The sequence below is a fragment of the Rhodococcus sp. Chr-9 genome, assembly GCF_000801125.1.
In the GTDB taxonomy this organism is placed as follows: Bacteria; Actinomycetota; Actinomycetes; order Mycobacteriales; family Mycobacteriaceae; genus Rhodococcus; species Rhodococcus pyridinivorans.
In genome coordinates, this window is the sequence record NZ_JTIZ01000106.1 from 105804 (window position 1) to 121758 (window position 15955).

Here is a 15955-nt window from a genome sequence, read left to right on the forward strand (position 1 = left end):
NCCGGAACTGCGCGCGGCCGTCGACGCGCTTCCCCCGGCCACCGAGACCCCCGGACGCGATCCGGCCCTGCGGTCCGAGGCCCTGCGCCTGCCCGACCCGCAGTTCCGATTGTGGACGACGCTGCGCCCGGTGCGCGCACTGCTGGCGGTCGTCGTGCTGTGCCTGGCGGTGGAGTCGCTGACGAGCATCGCGTTCCCGTCGCTGGTGCGGTACGCCGTCGACCGCGGGGTGACCCCGGGCGATCCGTCCCGGCTGTGGCAGGCGACCGCCGCGGGTGTGGTGCTCGCGCTGCTCGGCTGGTTCGTGGTCGCGATCCTCACGGTGCTCACCGCGCGGGCGGGCGAACGGGTGTTGTTCGGGCTGCGCGTGCGCTCGTACGCGCACCTGCAACGGCTCGGGCTCGACTACTACGAACGCGAACTGTCGGGCCGGATCATGACGCGGATGACGACCGATGTGGACGCGCTGTCGCAGTTCATCCAGACCGGCCTGTCCACCGCGGTCGTGGCGGTGCTGACGCTCACCGGTATCTCGATCGCGCTGATCGCCACCGATCTGTCGCTGGCCCTGGTAGTGCTGGCGGTGCTGCCCGTGCTGGTCGGCGCGACCCTGTGGTTCCGGAAGGTCTCCGGGACGGCGTACGCGCAGTCCCGCGAACGCATCTCCCTGGTGAACGCGGATTTCCAGGAGAACGTCACGGGTCTGCGCGCCGCCCAGGCCTACCGCAGGGAGGAGACCGCGGCGCGGCGGTTCGCCGAGCGCGCGGAGGCCTATCGGCGCAGTCGCCTGCGGTCGCAGCGGGCCATCTCGCTGTACTTCCCCTTCATCACTTTCCTGTCCGATCTGGCGCTCGCGGCGGTCGTCTTCGTCGGCGCCCGCGAGGTGGCGTCGGGCGCGGTCGGCCCCGGTGTGCTGATCGCGTTCGTGCTGTATCTGAACCTGTTGTTCGCACCCATCCAGCAGTTGTCGCAGGTCTTCGACGGTTACCAGCAGGCGCGCGTCGGTCTGCGCCGGATCGGCGACCTGCTGCGGACCGAGAGCTCGCTCGAGTCTGCCGAGGAGGGCACGGTCGCCATCACCGGGCACCTCCGCGGCGACGTCGACCTGCGGCAGGTGGGCTTCCGGTACAGCGAGGCCGACCGTGACGCGTTGAGCGATGTGGACCTGTCGATCCCGGCCGGTTCGACGGTCGCCCTGGTGGGCCGCACCGGTGCCGGGAAGTCGACGGTCGTCAAACTGCTCGCCCGGTTCTACGACCCGACCTCCGGTTCGGTGCGGGTGGACGACACCGATCTGCGCAGTTACCGTCTGCGCGACTATCGGGGCCGGCTCGGGGTGGTGCCGCAGGAGGCGCACCTGTTCACGGGCACGGTGGCGACCAACATCGCCTACGGCCGACCCGAGGCGACGCGTGAGGAGATCGAATCGTCCGCGCGCGCCGTGGGGGCGCTGGACATGATCGCGGGACTCGCCGGCGGCATGAACCATCCGGTGGGTGAGCGCGGTCAGGGTCTGTCGGCAGGGCAGCGTCAGCTCATCGCACTCGCGCGCGCCGAACTGGTGGACCCCGATCTTCTGTTGCTCGACGAGGCCACCGCGACCCTCGATCCCGCCACCGAGAAGGCGGTGCTCGAGGCGGGTGCGCGGGTGGCCCGCTCGCGGACGGCCGTGGTGGTGGCGCACCGTCTCGCGACTGCCGCACGCGCCGATCTCGTGGTGGTCGTCGACGACGGCCGTATCGTCGAGTGCGGGCCCCACGACGAGCTCCGCCGAGCGGGAGGTCTGTACACCACTTTGTGGCAACTCGCTACCGGTGGTCTCGTTCCGGAGGAGCCCGAGATCCTGCTCACTTCGACGACGGAAGGATCGAACATGAGATCGTCCTCACGTTTGTAACGGGGTGCGCGCTGCGCCGATGCACCTTAGAGGGAATAATCGGCTCTCGAGAACCGTCATCGATGGAGACCCCATCGCACCAGATTGTGAGGTAGCCCACCGACATGCGCGGTCAGTTCGGATCGTCACATGCCACGGGCTAGCCTCATATTCACAGGCGCTCCGATCGGGTACCGAAGAAAGAAACGAGGCGAACAACTGCCGTGAGCAGCAGCTCTACATCACAGTTCGGACAGAACCAGTGGTTGGTTGACGAGATGTACCAGCGCTTCCAGGACGACCCTTCGTCCGTGGACGCGAGTTGGCACGAATTCCTCACCGACTATTCGCCGGAAGCCGCGGTGGCCGGAGGCACCAACGGCTCCGACACCGCCACGACCGAGAAGCCCGCGCCGAGCACAGCATCTGCGCCGAGTTCCTCCGCTTCGGCCCCCACCAAGCCTGCACCGAAAACCGAGACCGCGTCGGCGAAGCCCGCACCGCAGGCCGAGGCCGCGCCGGCCAAGCCTGCACCGAAGGCGGAGACCAAGCCTGCGACGCAGCCGAAGGCCCAGGCCGCGCCCGCGAAGCCGGCTCCCAAGCCCGCCGCGGCCCCGTCGGGCCAGGCCACCGAGGACAAGAAGGTTCTGCGCGGCGCCGCTGCTGCCGTTGCGAAGAACATGAACGCCTCGCTGTCGATCCCGACCGCCACCAGTGTTCGCGCGGTGCCCGCGAAGTTGATGTTCGACAACCGCATCGTCATCAACAACCACCTCGCCCGCACCCGGGGCGGCAAGGTCTCGTTCACCCACATCCTCGGTTACGCGATCGTCCAGGCGGTCAAGGCGTTCCCGAACATGAACAACCACTTCGCCGAGGTCGACGGCAAGCCGAACCTCGTCGTGCCCGCGCACACGAACCTCGGTCTCGCGATCGACCTGCCCGGCAAGAACGGCCAGCGTTCGCTGGTCGTGGCGGCCATCAAGAACTGCGAGACGATGAACTTCGCGCAGTTCTACTCGGCCTACGAGGACATCGTGCGCCGCGCCCGCGACGGCAAGCTCACCGGCGACGACTTCTCCGGCGTCACGATCTCGCTGACCAACCCGGGCGGTATCGGCACCGTGCACTCGGTCCCGCGTCTGATGCAGGGCCAGGGCGCGATCATCGGCGCCGGCGCCATGGAGTACCCGGCCGAGTTCCAGGGTGCGTCCGACGCGCGGCTCGCCGAGATCGGCATCGGCAAGCTGCTGACGCTCACCTCCACCTACGACCACCGCGTGATCCAGGGCGCGGAGTCGGGTGAGTTCCTGAAGAAGATCCACGAGCTGCTCATCAGCGACGACTTCTACGACGGCATCTTCCACACCCTGCACATCCCCTACGAGCCGGTCCGCTGGCGCAAGGACGTGCCGGAAGGTCTCGTCGACAAGCACACCCGTGTGCTCGAGCTCATCGCCGCCTACCGCAGCCGCGGCCACCTCATGGCCGACACCGATCCGCTGCAGTTCGTGCGCGACAAGTTCCGGTCGCATCCCGATCTCGACGTCACGACCCACGACCTGACGCTGTGGGATCTCGATCGCGAGTTCAATGTCGGTGGCTTCCACGGCCGCCCGAAGATGAAGCTGCGCGACGTGCTGTCGGTGCTGCGCGACGCGTACTGCCGCCACGTCGGTGTCGAGTACACCCACATCCTCGAGCCCGAGCAGCAGCAGTGGCTGCAGGAGCGGGTCGAGGCGCACCACGTCAAGCCGACGGTCGCCCAGCAGAAGTACATCCTGAGCCGCCTCAACGCCGCCGAGGCGTTCGAGACGTTCCTGCAGACCAAGTACGTCGGTCAGAAGCGCTTCTCGCTCGAGGGCGCCGAGTCCGTCATCCCGATGATGGACGCGATCATCGACCAGGCCGCCGAGCACACGCTCGACGAGGTCGCCATCGCGATGCCGCACCGCGGTCGCCTGAACGTGCTCGCGAACATCGTCGGCAAGCCGTACTCGCAGATCTTCTCGGAGTTCGAGGGCAACCTGAACCCGGCCGCTGCGCACGGTTCCGGCGACGTGAAGTACCACCTCGGCGCCGAGGGCACCTACATCCAGATGTTCGGCGACAACGACATCAAGGTCTCGCTCACCGCGAACCCCTCGCACCTCGAGGCGGTCAACCCGGTGCTCGAGGGCCTCGTCCGCGCCAAGCAGGACATCCTCGACAAGGGCGAGGACGGCTTCACCGTCCTGCCCTTGCTCCTGCACGGCGACGCTGCGTTCGCCGGTCAGGGCGTCGTCGCGGAGACCCTCAACCTCGCGCTGCTGCGCGGCTACCGCACCGGCGGCACCGTGCACATCGTCGTCAACAACCAGGTCGGCTTCACCACCGCGCCGGAGCACTCGCGTTCGTCCGAGTACTGCACCGACGTGGCGAAGATGATCGGCGCGCCGATCTTCCACGTCAACGGCGACGACCCCGAGGCCTGCGTGTGGGTCGCGAAGCTCGCCGTGGACTTCCGCGAGAAGTTCCACAAGGACGTCGTCATCGACATGATCTGCTACCGCCGCCGCGGTCACAACGAGGGCGACGACCCGTCGATGACCCAGCCGGCGATGTACGACGTGATCGATACCAAGCGCAGCGTCCGCAAGAGCTACACCGAGGCCCTGATCGGCCGCGGCGACATCTCGCTCAAGGAAGCGGAAGACGCCCTGCGCGACTACCAGGGACAGCTCGAACGGGTCTTCAACGAGGTCCGCGAACTCGAGAAGTACCCGCCGGAGCCGTCGGAGTCGGTCGAGCTCGACCAGACCCCGCCGAAGCGTCTCGACACCTCCGTCGACCGGCCGGTGCTCGAGCGGATCGGCGACGCCTTCGCCGAGGCGCCCGAGGGCTTCACCGTCCACCCGCGCGTCAAGCCGGTGCTCGAGAAGCGTCGTGAGATGTCACGCAACGGCAAGATCGACTGGGCGTTCGCCGAGCTGCTCGCGTTCGGTTCGCTGGCCGAGGAAGGTGCCCTGGTGCGCCTGGCCGGTCAGGACTCGCGTCGCGGCACGTTCACGCAGCGCCACTCGGTCATCATCGACCGCAAGACCGGCGACGAGTACAACCCGCTCGCCTCGCTGGCCAACCAGGCCGGCAACGGCGGCCGCTTCATGGTCTACGACTCGGCGCTGACCGAGTTCGCGGGTCTGGGCTTCGAGTACGGCTACTCGGTGGGCAACCCCGACGCGCTCGTGCTGTGGGAGGCGCAGTTCGGCGACTTCGTCAACGGCGCGCAGCCCATCATCGACGAGTTCATCTCGTCCGGTGAGGCCAAGTGGGGTCAGCTCTCCGACGTCGTGCTGCTGCTGCCGCACGGCCACGAGGGCCAGGGTCCCGACCACACCTCGGGCCGCATCGAGCGCTGGCTGCAGCTGTGCGCCGAGGGTTCGATGACGGTCGCGGTTCCGTCGACCCCGGCGAGCTACTTCCACCTGCTGCGCCGCCATCACCTCGACGGCATCCGCCGCCCGCTGGTGGTGTTCACGCCCAAGTCGATGCTGCGCAACAAGGCCGCGGTCAGCAACATCGAGGACTTCACGCAGGGCAAGTTCCGCTCGCTGCTCGAAGAGGTTCCTTACGAGGAGGGCACGGCCGACCGGTCGAAGGCCACTCGTGTGCTGCTCACCTCCGGCAAGATCTACTGGGAACTGCTGGCGAAGAAGCAGAAGGAAGGTCGTGACGACGTCGCGATCGTGCGCATCGAGCAGCTGTACCCGGTGCCGCGTCGCCGCATCGCCGAGACGCTCGAGCAGTACCCGAACGCCACCGAGTTCTTCTGGGTCCAGGAGGAGCCGGCGAACCAGGGTGCCTGGCCGTTCCTCGGCCTCGCGCTGCCGGAACTGCTGCCCGACAAGCTCAGCGGTATCAAGCGCGTGTCGCGTCGCGCGATGTCGGCACCGTCGTCCGGCTCGAGCAAGGTCCACGCTGTCGAGCAGCAGGAGATCATCGAGAAGGCCTTCGGTCGCTAGAAGCTCCGTTTCGGATCCTTCGGGTCCTTGACGGTTCTCATGTGAGCCGGGTCGGTTCGTCCCCGCGAGGGGCGATCGACCCGGCTCACGCCTTTTTCCGGTGTGTTTCGGACCGGGCACGACGGGCACCCTCCGGAGGACCCCCGATCGTGTCCTGCGAGGAGCTACCGATGGCAAATCCGACCGTGGCCGACTACCTGTTGCACCGCCTGCGCGCGTGGGGGGTGGACCACGTCTTCGGATATCCCGGCGACGGCATCAACGGGATCCTCGCCGCCTGGACGCGCACCGGCAACGATCCGGTCTTCGTGCAGTCCCGGCACGAGGAGATGAGCGCCTTCGAAGCCGTGGGCTATGCGAAGTTCACGGGCCGGCCCGGGGTGTGCATGGCGACCTCCGGCCCGGGCGCGATCCATCTGCTCAACGGCCTGTACGACGCGAAACTCGACCACGTTCCGGTGGTGGCGATCGTGGGCCAGACCGACCGTTCAGCGATGGGCGGGTCGTACCAGCAGGAAGTGGACCTGCACACGCTGTACAAGGATGTGGCGTCGGCGTTCGTGGAAACGGTGACGGTGCCCGAGCAGTTGCCGAACGTCCTCGACCGGGCGATGCGCACCGCCATCGCGTACCGCACTCCCACGGCAGTCATCATCCACGGCGACGTGCAGGAACTCGAGTACTCCCCGCCTGGCCACGAGTTCAAGATGGTGCCGTCGAGCGTCGGCTTCGACCGTCCCCGGATCACACCGGACGACGACGCGATCCGACGGGCCGCGGAGATCCTCAACGCCGGGGACAAGGTAGCGATGCTCGTCGGCAGCGGCGCCCGCGGTGCGCGGGTGCAACTCGAGCAGGTCGCGGATCTGCTCGGCGCCGGGGTGGCGAAAGCCCTGCTGGGCAAGGACGTGCTGTCGGACGAGTTGCCGTGGGTCACCGGATCGATCGGGTTGCTGGGCACGCGGCCCACCCACGAGATGATGACCGGCTGCGACACGCTGCTCATCGTCGGTTCGTCCCTCCCCTACAGCCAGTTCCTGCCCGAATACGGCCAGGCCCGCTGCGTGCAGATCGACATCGACCCGAACATGATCGGGATGCGCTATCCGAACGAGGTCAACCTCGTCGCGGATGCCGCCGCCGCGCTCGACGCGCTCGTCCCGCTGCTGCAGCGCAAGGAGGACCGGTCATGGCGTGAGGGCATCGAGCAGAACGTGCAGCGCTGGTGGCAGACCATGGGACAGCAGGCGGAGGTCGAGACGGAGTTCGTCAATCCGCTGCGGATGTTCGCCGAGGCCTCACCACGACTGCCGGACGATGCGATCATCACCGCCGACTCGGGTTCGGCCGCCAATTGGTATGCGCGCCAATTGCAGTTCCGCGGTGACATGCGCGGTTCGCTGTCGGGCACCCTCGCGACGATGGGTCCGGCGGTGCCGTACGGGATCGGCGCGAAGTTCGCGCATCCGGGTCGTCCGGTGGTCGCGTTCGCCGGCGACGGGGCGATGCAGATGAACGGCATGGCCGAGCTGATCACCATCCAGCGGTACTGGCAGCAGTGGACCGATCCGCGGCTCGTCGTCGCGATCATCCACAACAACGATCTCAACCAGGTCACCTGGGAGATGCGTGCGATGGGTGGGGCACCGAAATTCGCGGAGTCCCAGTCGCTTCCGGACGTGGACTACGCTGCCTTCGCGCGCAGTCTCGGGCTGGGCGGCGAAACCGTGAAGTCCTCGGACGAGATGGGCTCGGCCTGGGATCGCGCGCTGGCCGCGGACCGTCCGACGGTGCTCGACGTGTACACCGATCCGGACATGCCGCCGATCCCGCCGCACGCGACGTGGGAGCAGTTCACCGATGTCGCCAAGGCCGTGCTCGCCGGTGACGAGAACCGTTGGGGCTTCGTGAAACAGGGCGTCAAGACGAAGCTGCAGGAGTACCTTCCCGGAAACGATCGCTGAGAAACCCCCCGGCCGGAGCAGCGTCACCGGCCGATGAGTGGAGCGAATGTGCCGCCAGCGCAACGCCGGACAGCGCCGCGATGGCCAGTTCGACGAACTCGTCGCGGGTGAGTTCGGGATCGCGTAGCCACGCGATGGTCGTGTCCTCGACGAAGGCCACCCAGCCGCGCACGGCGAGCCGCACGGCGGGCGTCGGCTCGATCCCGATGGCGGGCAGGTGCGCGACGGTCCGGTCGACGAGCGCTGTGCGGGTGTCCTCGAAGGCCGCCCGCATGTCGGGGTCGCCGCTGGTGGCGCCGCGCAGGATCGAGACGTACATGTCGCGGCGCCGGGTGACGTAGTCGACGTACGCGACGAGCGTGCCGCGCAGCATCTCGATCGGTTCGAGACCTTCGTCCGGTGCGGTGTACTCGACGAGATCCTGGCCGACGCATCGCACGAGTTCGACGTGGTAGTCGTGCTTCGAGGCGAAGTAGTGGAACAGCAGCCCCTTCGAGACCCCGGCCCGGTCGGCGACCTCGTCGACGGAGATCTGTTCGAGGGGCCGGTCGGCGAGCAGTTCGAGACCCTGTTCGATCAGCTGGGCCCGGCGTTGGGCGGGACCGAGGCGGGTCCGGCGGGGTCCGGGACTGTCGTCTGTCACGTCCACCATGCAAACACCGTTATTGAATTATGGTCAACAAGTGTTGACCAGGTCACTGGAACGCTCTAACCTCAAGTACATGAGTCTTCCGGTTACATATACCGTCGCCGACGCGGAGATCCGTCAGGTCGACACGCTGATCATCGGCAGCGGGTTCGCCGGGCTCGGTGCGGCCATCCGACTGTCGCAGGCGGGCAAGGACTTCCTCGTGCTCGAACGCGCCTCCGAGGTGGGCGGCACCTGGCGCGACAACACCTACCCCGGCGCGGCGTGCGACGTGCCGTCGAACCTGTACTCCTACTCGTTCGCCCTCAACCCCGGCTGGACGCGCTCGTTCTCGCCGCAGCCGGAGATCCAGGAGTACATCCGCTCGGTCGCCGACCGGTACGACGTGCGGCGACGCACTGTCTTCGGGTGCGACGTGCAGACGGCCCGCTGGAACACCGCGACGCACCGCTGGGACGTGGCCACCACGCGCGGGAAGTACAGCGCCAAGGTCGTGATCTCCGCGGTGGGCGCCCTGTGCGAGCCGTCGCTCCCCGACATCGAGGGCATCTCCGGTTTCGAGGGCGAGATCTTCCACTCGGCACGGTGGAACCACGACGCCGACCTCGCCGGCAAGCGCGTCGCGGTCATCGGCACCGGCGCCTCCGCCATCCAGATCGTGCCGGCCATCGCCGGCACCGTGGGCCGTCTCGACGTCTACCAGCGCACGGCACCGTGGATCCTCCCCCGCTTCGATCGCGAGTACACCGCTCCCGAGCGGTTCGCCTTCCGGTTCATCCCCGGCTTCCAGCGCCTTTCACGCGCCCTGCAGTACACCGCCCGCGAGACGCAGGTCGTGGGTCTGGCCAAGGCGCAGGCCTTCATGAAGCCGCTCGAGCTCGCCGCGCGCATCCAGGTCTGGCGGCAGATCCGCGACAAGGAACTGCGCCGGAAGGTCACGCCGAACTACGGTATCGGCTGCAAGCGCATGCTGATCTCGAACAACTACTACCCCGCACTCGACCGGCCGAACGTCGACCTCGTCACTGACGGCATCGCCCGCGTCACCCCGCGCGGCATCGTCACGAAGGACGGCACCGAACGCGAGGTCGACGCGATCGTCGTCGCGACGGGCTTCCACGTCACCGACTCGCCGACCTTCGCCGGCATCTTCGGCAAGGAAGGCCGTTCGCTCGCCGAGGTCTTCGACGAGACCGGCATGCGGGGGTACAAGGGCAGCTCGGTCGCCGGATTCCCGAACCTGTTCTTCCTCGTCGGACCGAACACCGGACTCGGGCACACCTCGATGGTGTACATGATCGAGTCGCAGCTCGAATACGTCGTCGACGCCGTTCGCACGATCGATCGCAACCGCATCGGCACGGTCGAGGTCCGCGAGGACGTGCAGGACGAGTACAACCGCGACCTGCAGCGCGCGATGCGGTCGAGCGTGTGGAACAACGGCGGGTGCGCGAGCTGGTATCTCGACAAGCACGGCAACAACACCACGCTGTGGCCGGGATTCACCTTCGAATTCCGCCGTATCACCCGCAGATTCGACCTCGAGGCGTACCGTAGCGTCGCCGAATCGGATCTCCCCGTCGCCACCGACCGTCCCGCGCAGGAGCGCACGTCCCGAGAGGCAGCAGTTCGATGAGTGATGTCGCAGGCCGGGTCGTCGTCGTCACGGGCGCGGGTTCCGGGATCGGCCGGGCCCTCGTCCTCGCCCTCGCGGCCCGAGGCGCCCGCCTGGCGATCTCGGATGTCGACACCACAGGGCTCGAGGAGACCGCGCGTCGCGCACGGGAACTCGGCGCCGAGGTGAAGGCCGACCATCTCGACGTCACCCAGCGCGAGAAGGTCCTCGAGTACGCCGAGCAGGTCGCCGCCCACTTCGGCGCGGTCCACCAGGTGTACAACAACGCGGGCATCGCCTATCACGGCGACCTCGAGCGCACCGAGTTCAAGGACATCGAGCGCGTGATGGACGTCGACTTCTGGGGAGTCGTCAACGGCACCAAGGCTTTCCTGCCGTATCTCATCGCGTCGGGCGACGGCCACCTGATCAATGTCTCGAGCCTGTTCGGTCTGCTGAGCATCCCGGGTCAGGCGGCGTACAACTCGGCGAAGTTCGCCGTGCGCGGCTTCACCGAGGCGGTGCGGCAGGAGATGCTCGTCGCGCGGCATCCCGTGCAGGTCACGTGCGTGCATCCCGGTGGTATCAAAACCGCGATCGCGCGCAACGCCGCCGTCCCCGACGGCGACGACCAGGCGACCTTCGCGGAGTTCTTCGACCGCAAGCTCGCACGCACGACCCCCGAGGACGCGGCGAAGACCATCCTCACCGGTGTGCGGAAGAACAAGGCGCGTGTACTGATCGGCGCCGATGCGAAGCTGCTCGACGCCTTCGTCCGCGTTGCCGGACCGGCCTATCAGCGTGTCGTCGCCACCGTGACCTCCCGGGTCGTGCCGAGGGGATAGGCTGCGGCATGCCTCCGACACCGCAGTTGTCACCGCGGGTGGCGCGTACCGCCCTGCGTCCTCTCTTCCGTGCCCTGCTGTCGCCGCGCTGGTCGTTCGCCACGCAGCGCCGGTTGCTCGACCTCGCGGCGCCGTTGCAGTTCCTCCCGAAGGACACCGTGGTGCGCCCGATCCGTCTGGGAGGACGCCCCGCCGAGCGGATCACGGTGGGCGCCACCGAGCGGACCACGGCGATCCTGTACCTGCACGGCGGGGCATACACCGGCGGGTCGCTCGCCACGCACCGCTCGCTCGCGGCGCATCTCGCCGCCGCGTCCGGAGCGGCCGTGTACGTCCTCGACTACCGGCTCGCGCCCGAGCATCCCTATCCGGCGGCGTTGAACGACGCCGAGGCGGCCTATCTCGAACTCGTCAGCGAGCACGGCTTCGAGGTGTCGAGCATCGCGATCGCCGGCGACTCGGCCGGCGGTGGCCTCGCCGCGGCCACCACACACCGGCTCGTCGACCGTCACGGGATCACCCCGCCGGCGCTCGGATTGTTGTCGCCGTGGACCGATCCGGCCGCCCGCGACCTGCCCGACGTGAACGACGTCGTTCTGAACAAGGGCTGGGTGTATTCCTCGGCCGAGGCGTATCTCGCCGGAGGCGATCCCACCGATCCCGGTTACGCGCCCATCCACGCCGATCCCACGGGTCTGCCGCCGACGCTCATCCAGGTGGGCACCGCGGAGATGTTCCACCCACAGGTGCGGCAGTACGCCGAGAAGCTCCGGGCGGCGGGCGTCGAGGTCACCCTCGTCGAACAACCCGAGCTGTGGCACGTCGCGCCGTTGCAGGCGTCGCTCGTTCCCGAGGCCGCCGCGGCGATCTCCGACTTCGGTGTGTTCCTCCGCGACCGGATGGGCACCCGCGCGGGCTGAGTACTCGCGGGGTGCCGTTCACGCTCCGGCGTGTTCGTCGATCCATTCGCGGGCCACGGTCTCGGGATCGTCTCCCTCCTCGACACGCGCACGCAGTTCGGTGAGATCGCTCGTGGTCAGTTCACCCGCGATGGTCCGCAACGCGTCGAGTTGTGCCTCGTCGAGGGTGCCCTTGCGGAAGACCGGGACGACGTTCTGGGCCGGCAGGACCGGGGCGGGCGCATCGTCGGCGTTCGTGTCGTCCTGCGGGCTGCGGTCGGGTGCGTCGGGCACGGTGCTCACGGGCGAATCCGCGTCGATCTCCGCGAGGGCGGACGACGTCGTGGTGGTTCCGACGACCGTGTCGGGTTCCGACGCGACGGCGACGGACTGTGCATCCTCGATCCGTCGCACCTCGCGCGGGCGGCAGTCGGCGCGTTCGAGGGCGGTGAGTCCACCGGCGGTGTCGAAGTCCTCGGTCACCGCGAAGGTCAGGTCGGCGCAGCGGCCGGCGAGGTCGGCCACGCGGCTCACCGACCATTGCGTGAGCCGTTCGCGGTCGGCGAGCAGCACCGCGCGGTCCTGCGCCGAGGCGTAATCGGAGATGGTCAGTTCGTCGGGCAGTGCGCGCGCCAGCGCTTCGAAGACGTCCTCGGCGTCGGTCGCGTCGGCACCGGGATCGTAGGACGCGAGCAGCCGTCCCGTGTAGCCGGGGATCAGCGTGAGATCGGCGGCGTCGAGCGCTGGGGTCGGATCGGCGACACCGGAGCGGACCTGCACGTCGATCCCGCTACTGCGCAGCGCTCCCGCGTACAGCTGCGCGAGCAGTTCCTCGTCGGGCCGCTCCCCCGCCCCGACGATCACCGTCGTCGACGGTGCCGCCTCGTCGAGAACGGGCGACGCACACCCCTGGAGCACGGCCGCCGCCGCGCATGCGGTGAGCACCGTCGCCGCGACCGGCCGGATCCGTCTCGCTTCGTTCGCCACGGCGGTCATTGTCGCCCACCGGTGCGCCACGGTCCGCACGTGCCCGACCGTCCGGCCCGCCGAGACGCCGAACGCCCCGGTCCGGAACCCTTGTGCGGTTCGGATCGGGGCGTTCGGTGCGATCTCGCCGGGAGCGAATCCCTAGTCGGTGACGCCTTCGGCCTTCGCCGCGGCCGCGACGGCCTCGGCGACGGCGGGCGCCACGCGCGGATCGAGCGGGCTCGGGACGATCTTGTCCGCGGCCAGTTCGTCACCGACGACCGAGAGGATGGCCTCGGCGGCGGCGAGCTTCATGCCCTCGGTGATGCGGCGGGCACCTGCGTCGAGAGCGCCCTTGAACACACCGGGGAAGGCCAGCACGTTGTTGATCTGGTTCGGGAAGTCGCTGCGACCGGTCGCCACGATCGCGGCGTGCTTGTGGGCGATGTCGGGGTGGATCTCCGGATCCGGGTTCGACATCGCGAAGATGATGGCGTCGTCGGCCATCGTCGCGACGATCTCCTCGGGCACGGTGCCCGACGACACGCCGAGGTAGACGTCGGCGCCGTCGAGCGCCTCGGCGATGCCGCCCTTGCGGCCCTCCGGGTTGGTGCGGGAGGCCAGATCGGCCTTGATCTCACCGAGATCGGTGCGGCCGGAGGAGATGATGCCCTTCGAATCGAGCACCACCACATCGCGCGCACCGGCGGCGAGCAGGATGTTCGTGCACGCCACGCCGGCAGCTCCGGCGCCGGAGATCACGATGCGCAGGTCGGCGATGTCGCGGCCCTGCACCTTCACCGCACCCTTGAGGGCGGCCAGGGCGACGATGGCGGTGCCGTGCTGGTCGTCGTGCATGACCGGGCAGTCGAGCGCCTCGATGACGCGCTTCTCGATCTCGAAGCAGCGCGGAGCCGAGATGTCCTCGAGGTTGACGGCGCCGAAGGACGGACGCAGCCGGATGAGGGTCTCGACGATCGCGTCGGGATCGGTGGTGTCGAGCACCAGCGGGATGGAGTTCAGGCCCGCGAACTTCTTGAACAGCGCGGACTTGCCCTCCATCACCGGCAGCGAGGCACGTGCGCCGATGTTGCCGAGACCGAGGACCGCGGTGCCGTCGGAGACGACGACGACCAGGCGGTTGGTCCAGGTGTAACGGTCGACGAGGGTCTCGTCGGCGGCGATGGCCCGGCAGACCTGGGCGACACCGGGGGTGTATGCAATGGACAGATCGCGCTGGTTCTCGAGCGGCGCGGTCAGTTCGACCGACAGCTTGCCGTCGACGTGACTCGAGAAGATCTCCTCGTCCGTCAACTCGAGCTTCTGAGGGGTAGGTGCATCAGACACAATTGACACGATGACACTCCTGCGTGTTCCGAGTCGACCTCTGGACTCGGTTGCTGCGAAAACACCGCAGTTCGATGCATCTCACACACGTGCATGCATCGAGTTGCAGCGCTTCGCCAAGGACATTGGATTGAAGCTTCCGGGCGCGATCACGACTGCCGCTGTACAACGCTGTACGGCTTCCGGAACGTGATGGAGCCGGGGCGGGTGGCCCTGGCATCGAGCCCTGGGTGATCTAGCCCTGGGTGGGTCTGCCATCCTTCGTCCGATTCCGGGGTATTCCGGCTTTCGGATTGCCGCAAGTTTGCCACCTTCGCAGACGAACAATCAAATCGGCATCGATTGCGAAGGTCTCACGGTTTTGTCGCCTCACCTGTGAGTTTACGTGCCGTGAACACCGCGCCGCGGGCGCACCGCGATGAATTTCCGCAGTTACACGATGGCTACCGACGGGTAGCCGAGACGGCACTCGGGGCCGTCATCCCCACCACTGAGTGATCATCAGAATCGATGCAGTGAAGATCACCACAAGGCTCGACAGGAGTGCTGTGCCACCCGAGCGTCGATCCGCCGTCACCTGGGCGATCACGGCCACGAGCGCGGCGACGACGTGCGCGGCGACCGAGGTGGCGCCCGGGCCGGGGAAACCGCGGTCGCCGGCGAGGTACTGGGCCCCGCACACCACGAACGTCAGGACCAGCACCGCCCCGCACACCACACCGGAGAGAGCGCGGAGGGCGCGGACGGGCAGACTCGCGCGGCGCGATGCGGGTTCGTACGGATCGGCGTAGTACCCCTCGTCCGGGTAATACGGTTCGTTGTAGTACTCACTGTCGTAGTAGTTTTCGTCGTTCGGCGACCCGTACTCCTCGTCCGGATACCGCGCACCCCGTCGCCTCATCCCTCGAGCACCTCCACACCGGTCGCGCAGTCGAGCAACGCCTCGTACGCCGCCGGAGCCGTGGTGAAGCTGCCGAGCCTGATGGTCTTGTTGTCGCCGTGATAGTCGGACGATCCCGTGACGACGACCCCGAGCGACCGCGCGAGATCGCGCATCGTCCGCACATCCTGCTCGTCGTGATCGGGATGATCGGCCTCGACACCGCCGAGCCCGAGTTCGGCGAGTTCCTCGATGTGGTCGAGGGCGAGGAGCCGCCCACGCGCACGTGCCCGGGCGTGCGCCACCACCGGCACACCGCCCGCGGCCGTCACCATCTTCACGGCGTCGGCGAGCGGGGTATCAGCCTTCGGTACGTAGTAACGGCCGCGCGGCGACAGCAGCTCGGTGAAGGCGTCGGCCACCGTGGGCACCACACCGGCGGCGACGAGCGCCCGCGCCAGATGGGGCCGGCCCGCGGCGGGGCCCGCCTCGGCAAGCACTGCGTCGATGTCGATCGGCAGACCATCGTCCGCCATCCGCACACCCATCGCCCGGATCCGCGACACCCGTTCACCACGGAGCCGCTCGAGTTCGGCGACGAAGACCGGATCGTGCGGGTCGAACAGATAGGCCAGCAGGTGCACGGCGACCGGGGCGCCGTCCTCCCCGCGTCCCGTGCAGGACATCTCCATTCCCCGGACGAGACGCAGGCCCGTCGGCAAGGCCGCTGCGGCCTCGTCCCATCCCGCGGTCGTGTCGTGGTCGGTCAGGGCCACGACGTCGAGACCCGCCCGGGCAGCGGCACGGACCAGTTCCGCGGGACGGTCGGTGCCGTCCGATGCGGACGAGTGGGTGTGGAGATCGATACGCACGCCACCAGTCTGTCAGGTCGGCGGGCTAGCATGATTGGAGC

General features: G+C 68.2%; 10 protein-coding genes and 1 pseudogene. 6 read left to right on the forward strand and 5 right to left on the reverse strand.

The features are described 5' to 3' along the window. Nucleotide 1: 1 nt before the first annotated feature. The 3 genes and pseudogenes from QR64_RS28110 to QR64_RS16630 all read left to right on the forward strand — a co-directional run. Nucleotides 2-1897, forward strand: a pseudogene (locus tag QR64_RS28110) (ABC transporter ATP-binding protein); the annotation flags it as partial. A 203-nt stretch (nt 1898-2100) separates the two neighbouring features. Next, nucleotides 2101-5877 (forward strand): multifunctional oxoglutarate decarboxylase/oxoglutarate dehydrogenase thiamine pyrophosphate-binding subunit/dihydrolipoyllysine-residue succinyltransferase subunit, encoded by a 3777-nt coding sequence (locus tag QR64_RS16625; protein ID WP_084222355.1) that lies wholly within the window; start codon nt 2101-2103, stop codon nt 5875-5877. A 170-nt stretch (nt 5878-6047) separates the two neighbouring features. After that, a complete protein-coding gene (locus tag QR64_RS16630) occupies nt 6048-7841 on the forward strand; it encodes a thiamine pyrophosphate-requiring protein (protein ID WP_039586289.1) in 1794 nt (597 codons plus the stop codon). On the opposite strand, the gene QR64_RS16635 is transcribed toward QR64_RS16630, so the two are convergent. Beyond that, nucleotides 7798-8493 carry a TetR/AcrR family transcriptional regulator gene (locus QR64_RS16635; protein ID WP_033097304.1) on the reverse strand — a complete coding sequence of 232 codons (696 nt, stop codon included), beginning with the start codon at nt 8491-8493 and terminating at the stop codon, nt 7798-7800. The genes QR64_RS16630 and QR64_RS16635 overlap by 44 nt on opposite strands. A gap of 70 nt (nt 8494-8563) precedes the next feature. On the opposite strand from QR64_RS16635, the gene QR64_RS16640 reads away from it, so the two are divergent. From QR64_RS16640 to QR64_RS16650, 3 genes are read left to right on the forward strand one after another with little or no spacing between them, the layout of a single operon-like run. After that, nucleotides 8564-10126, forward strand: coding sequence for a flavin-containing monooxygenase (locus tag QR64_RS16640; protein ID WP_039586291.1), 1563 nt, complete (start codon nt 8564-8566; stop codon nt 10124-10126). Continuing rightward, a complete protein-coding gene (locus QR64_RS16645) occupies nt 10123-10950 on the forward strand; it encodes an SDR family NAD(P)-dependent oxidoreductase (protein ID WP_019288078.1) in 828 nt (275 codons plus the stop codon). Before QR64_RS16640 ends, QR64_RS16645 begins: the two co-directional genes overlap by 4 nt. Before the next feature lie 8 nt (nt 10951-10958). Continuing rightward, entirely contained in the window at nt 10959-11870 is a 912-nt protein-coding gene (locus tag QR64_RS16650) for an alpha/beta hydrolase (RefSeq protein ID WP_052040056.1), read from the forward strand. A gap of 18 nt (nt 11871-11888) precedes the next feature. Here QR64_RS16650 and QR64_RS16655 read toward each other — a convergent pair whose 3' ends face one another. The 4 genes from QR64_RS16655 to QR64_RS16670 all read right to left on the reverse strand — a co-directional run bounded on the left by QR64_RS16655 (nt 11889) and on the right by QR64_RS16670 (nt 15914). Next, entirely contained in the window at nt 11889-12845 is a 957-nt protein-coding gene (locus QR64_RS16655; protein WP_019288076.1) for a glycine betaine ABC transporter substrate-binding protein, read from the reverse strand. A 132-nt stretch (nt 12846-12977) separates the two neighbouring features. Next, the gene (locus QR64_RS16660; protein ID WP_039586293.1) at nt 12978-14171 is read right to left on the reverse strand and encodes an NADP-dependent malic enzyme; all 1194 of its coding nucleotides are present in this window, start codon (nt 14169-14171) and stop codon (nt 12978-12980) included. 469 nt (nt 14172-14640) lie between these two features. After that, nucleotides 14641-15063, reverse strand: a complete 423-nt coding sequence (locus QR64_RS16665; protein WP_006554312.1) for a hypothetical protein — start codon at nt 15061-15063, stop codon at nt 14641-14643. Next, complete coding sequence (locus tag QR64_RS16670; protein WP_006554311.1) at nt 15060-15914, reverse strand: PHP domain-containing protein; 855 nt, start codon at nt 15912-15914, stop codon at nt 15060-15062. The genes QR64_RS16665 and QR64_RS16670 overlap by 4 nt, the downstream gene beginning before the upstream one ends. Nucleotides 15915-15955: the final 41 nt, after the last annotated feature.

Excerpts from the sequence above, each read along its gene's own strand:
- QR64_RS16650 (WP_052040056.1), top strand. The coding sequence starts at position 10,959 with ATGCCTCCGACACCGCAGTTGTCACCGCGGGTGGCGCGTACCGCCCTG.
- QR64_RS16645 (WP_019288078.1), top strand. The coding sequence starts at position 10,123 with ATGAGTGATGTCGCAGGCCGGGTCGTCGTCGTCACGGGCGCGGGTTCC.
- QR64_RS16635 (WP_033097304.1), bottom strand. The coding sequence starts at position 8,493 with ATGGTGGACGTGACAGACGACAGTCCCGGACCCCGCCGGACCCGCCTC.
- QR64_RS16655 (WP_019288076.1), bottom strand. The coding sequence starts at position 12,845 with ATGACCGCCGTGGCGAACGAAGCGAGACGGATCCGGCCGGTCGCGGCG.
- QR64_RS16640 (WP_039586291.1), top strand. The coding sequence starts at position 8,564 with ATGAGTCTTCCGGTTACATATACCGTCGCCGACGCGGAGATCCGTCAG.
- QR64_RS16665 (WP_006554312.1), bottom strand. The coding sequence starts at position 15,063 with ATGAGGCGACGGGGTGCGCGGTATCCGGACGAGGAGTACGGGTCGCCG.
- QR64_RS16630 (WP_039586289.1), top strand. The coding sequence starts at position 6,048 with ATGGCAAATCCGACCGTGGCCGACTACCTGTTGCACCGCCTGCGCGCG.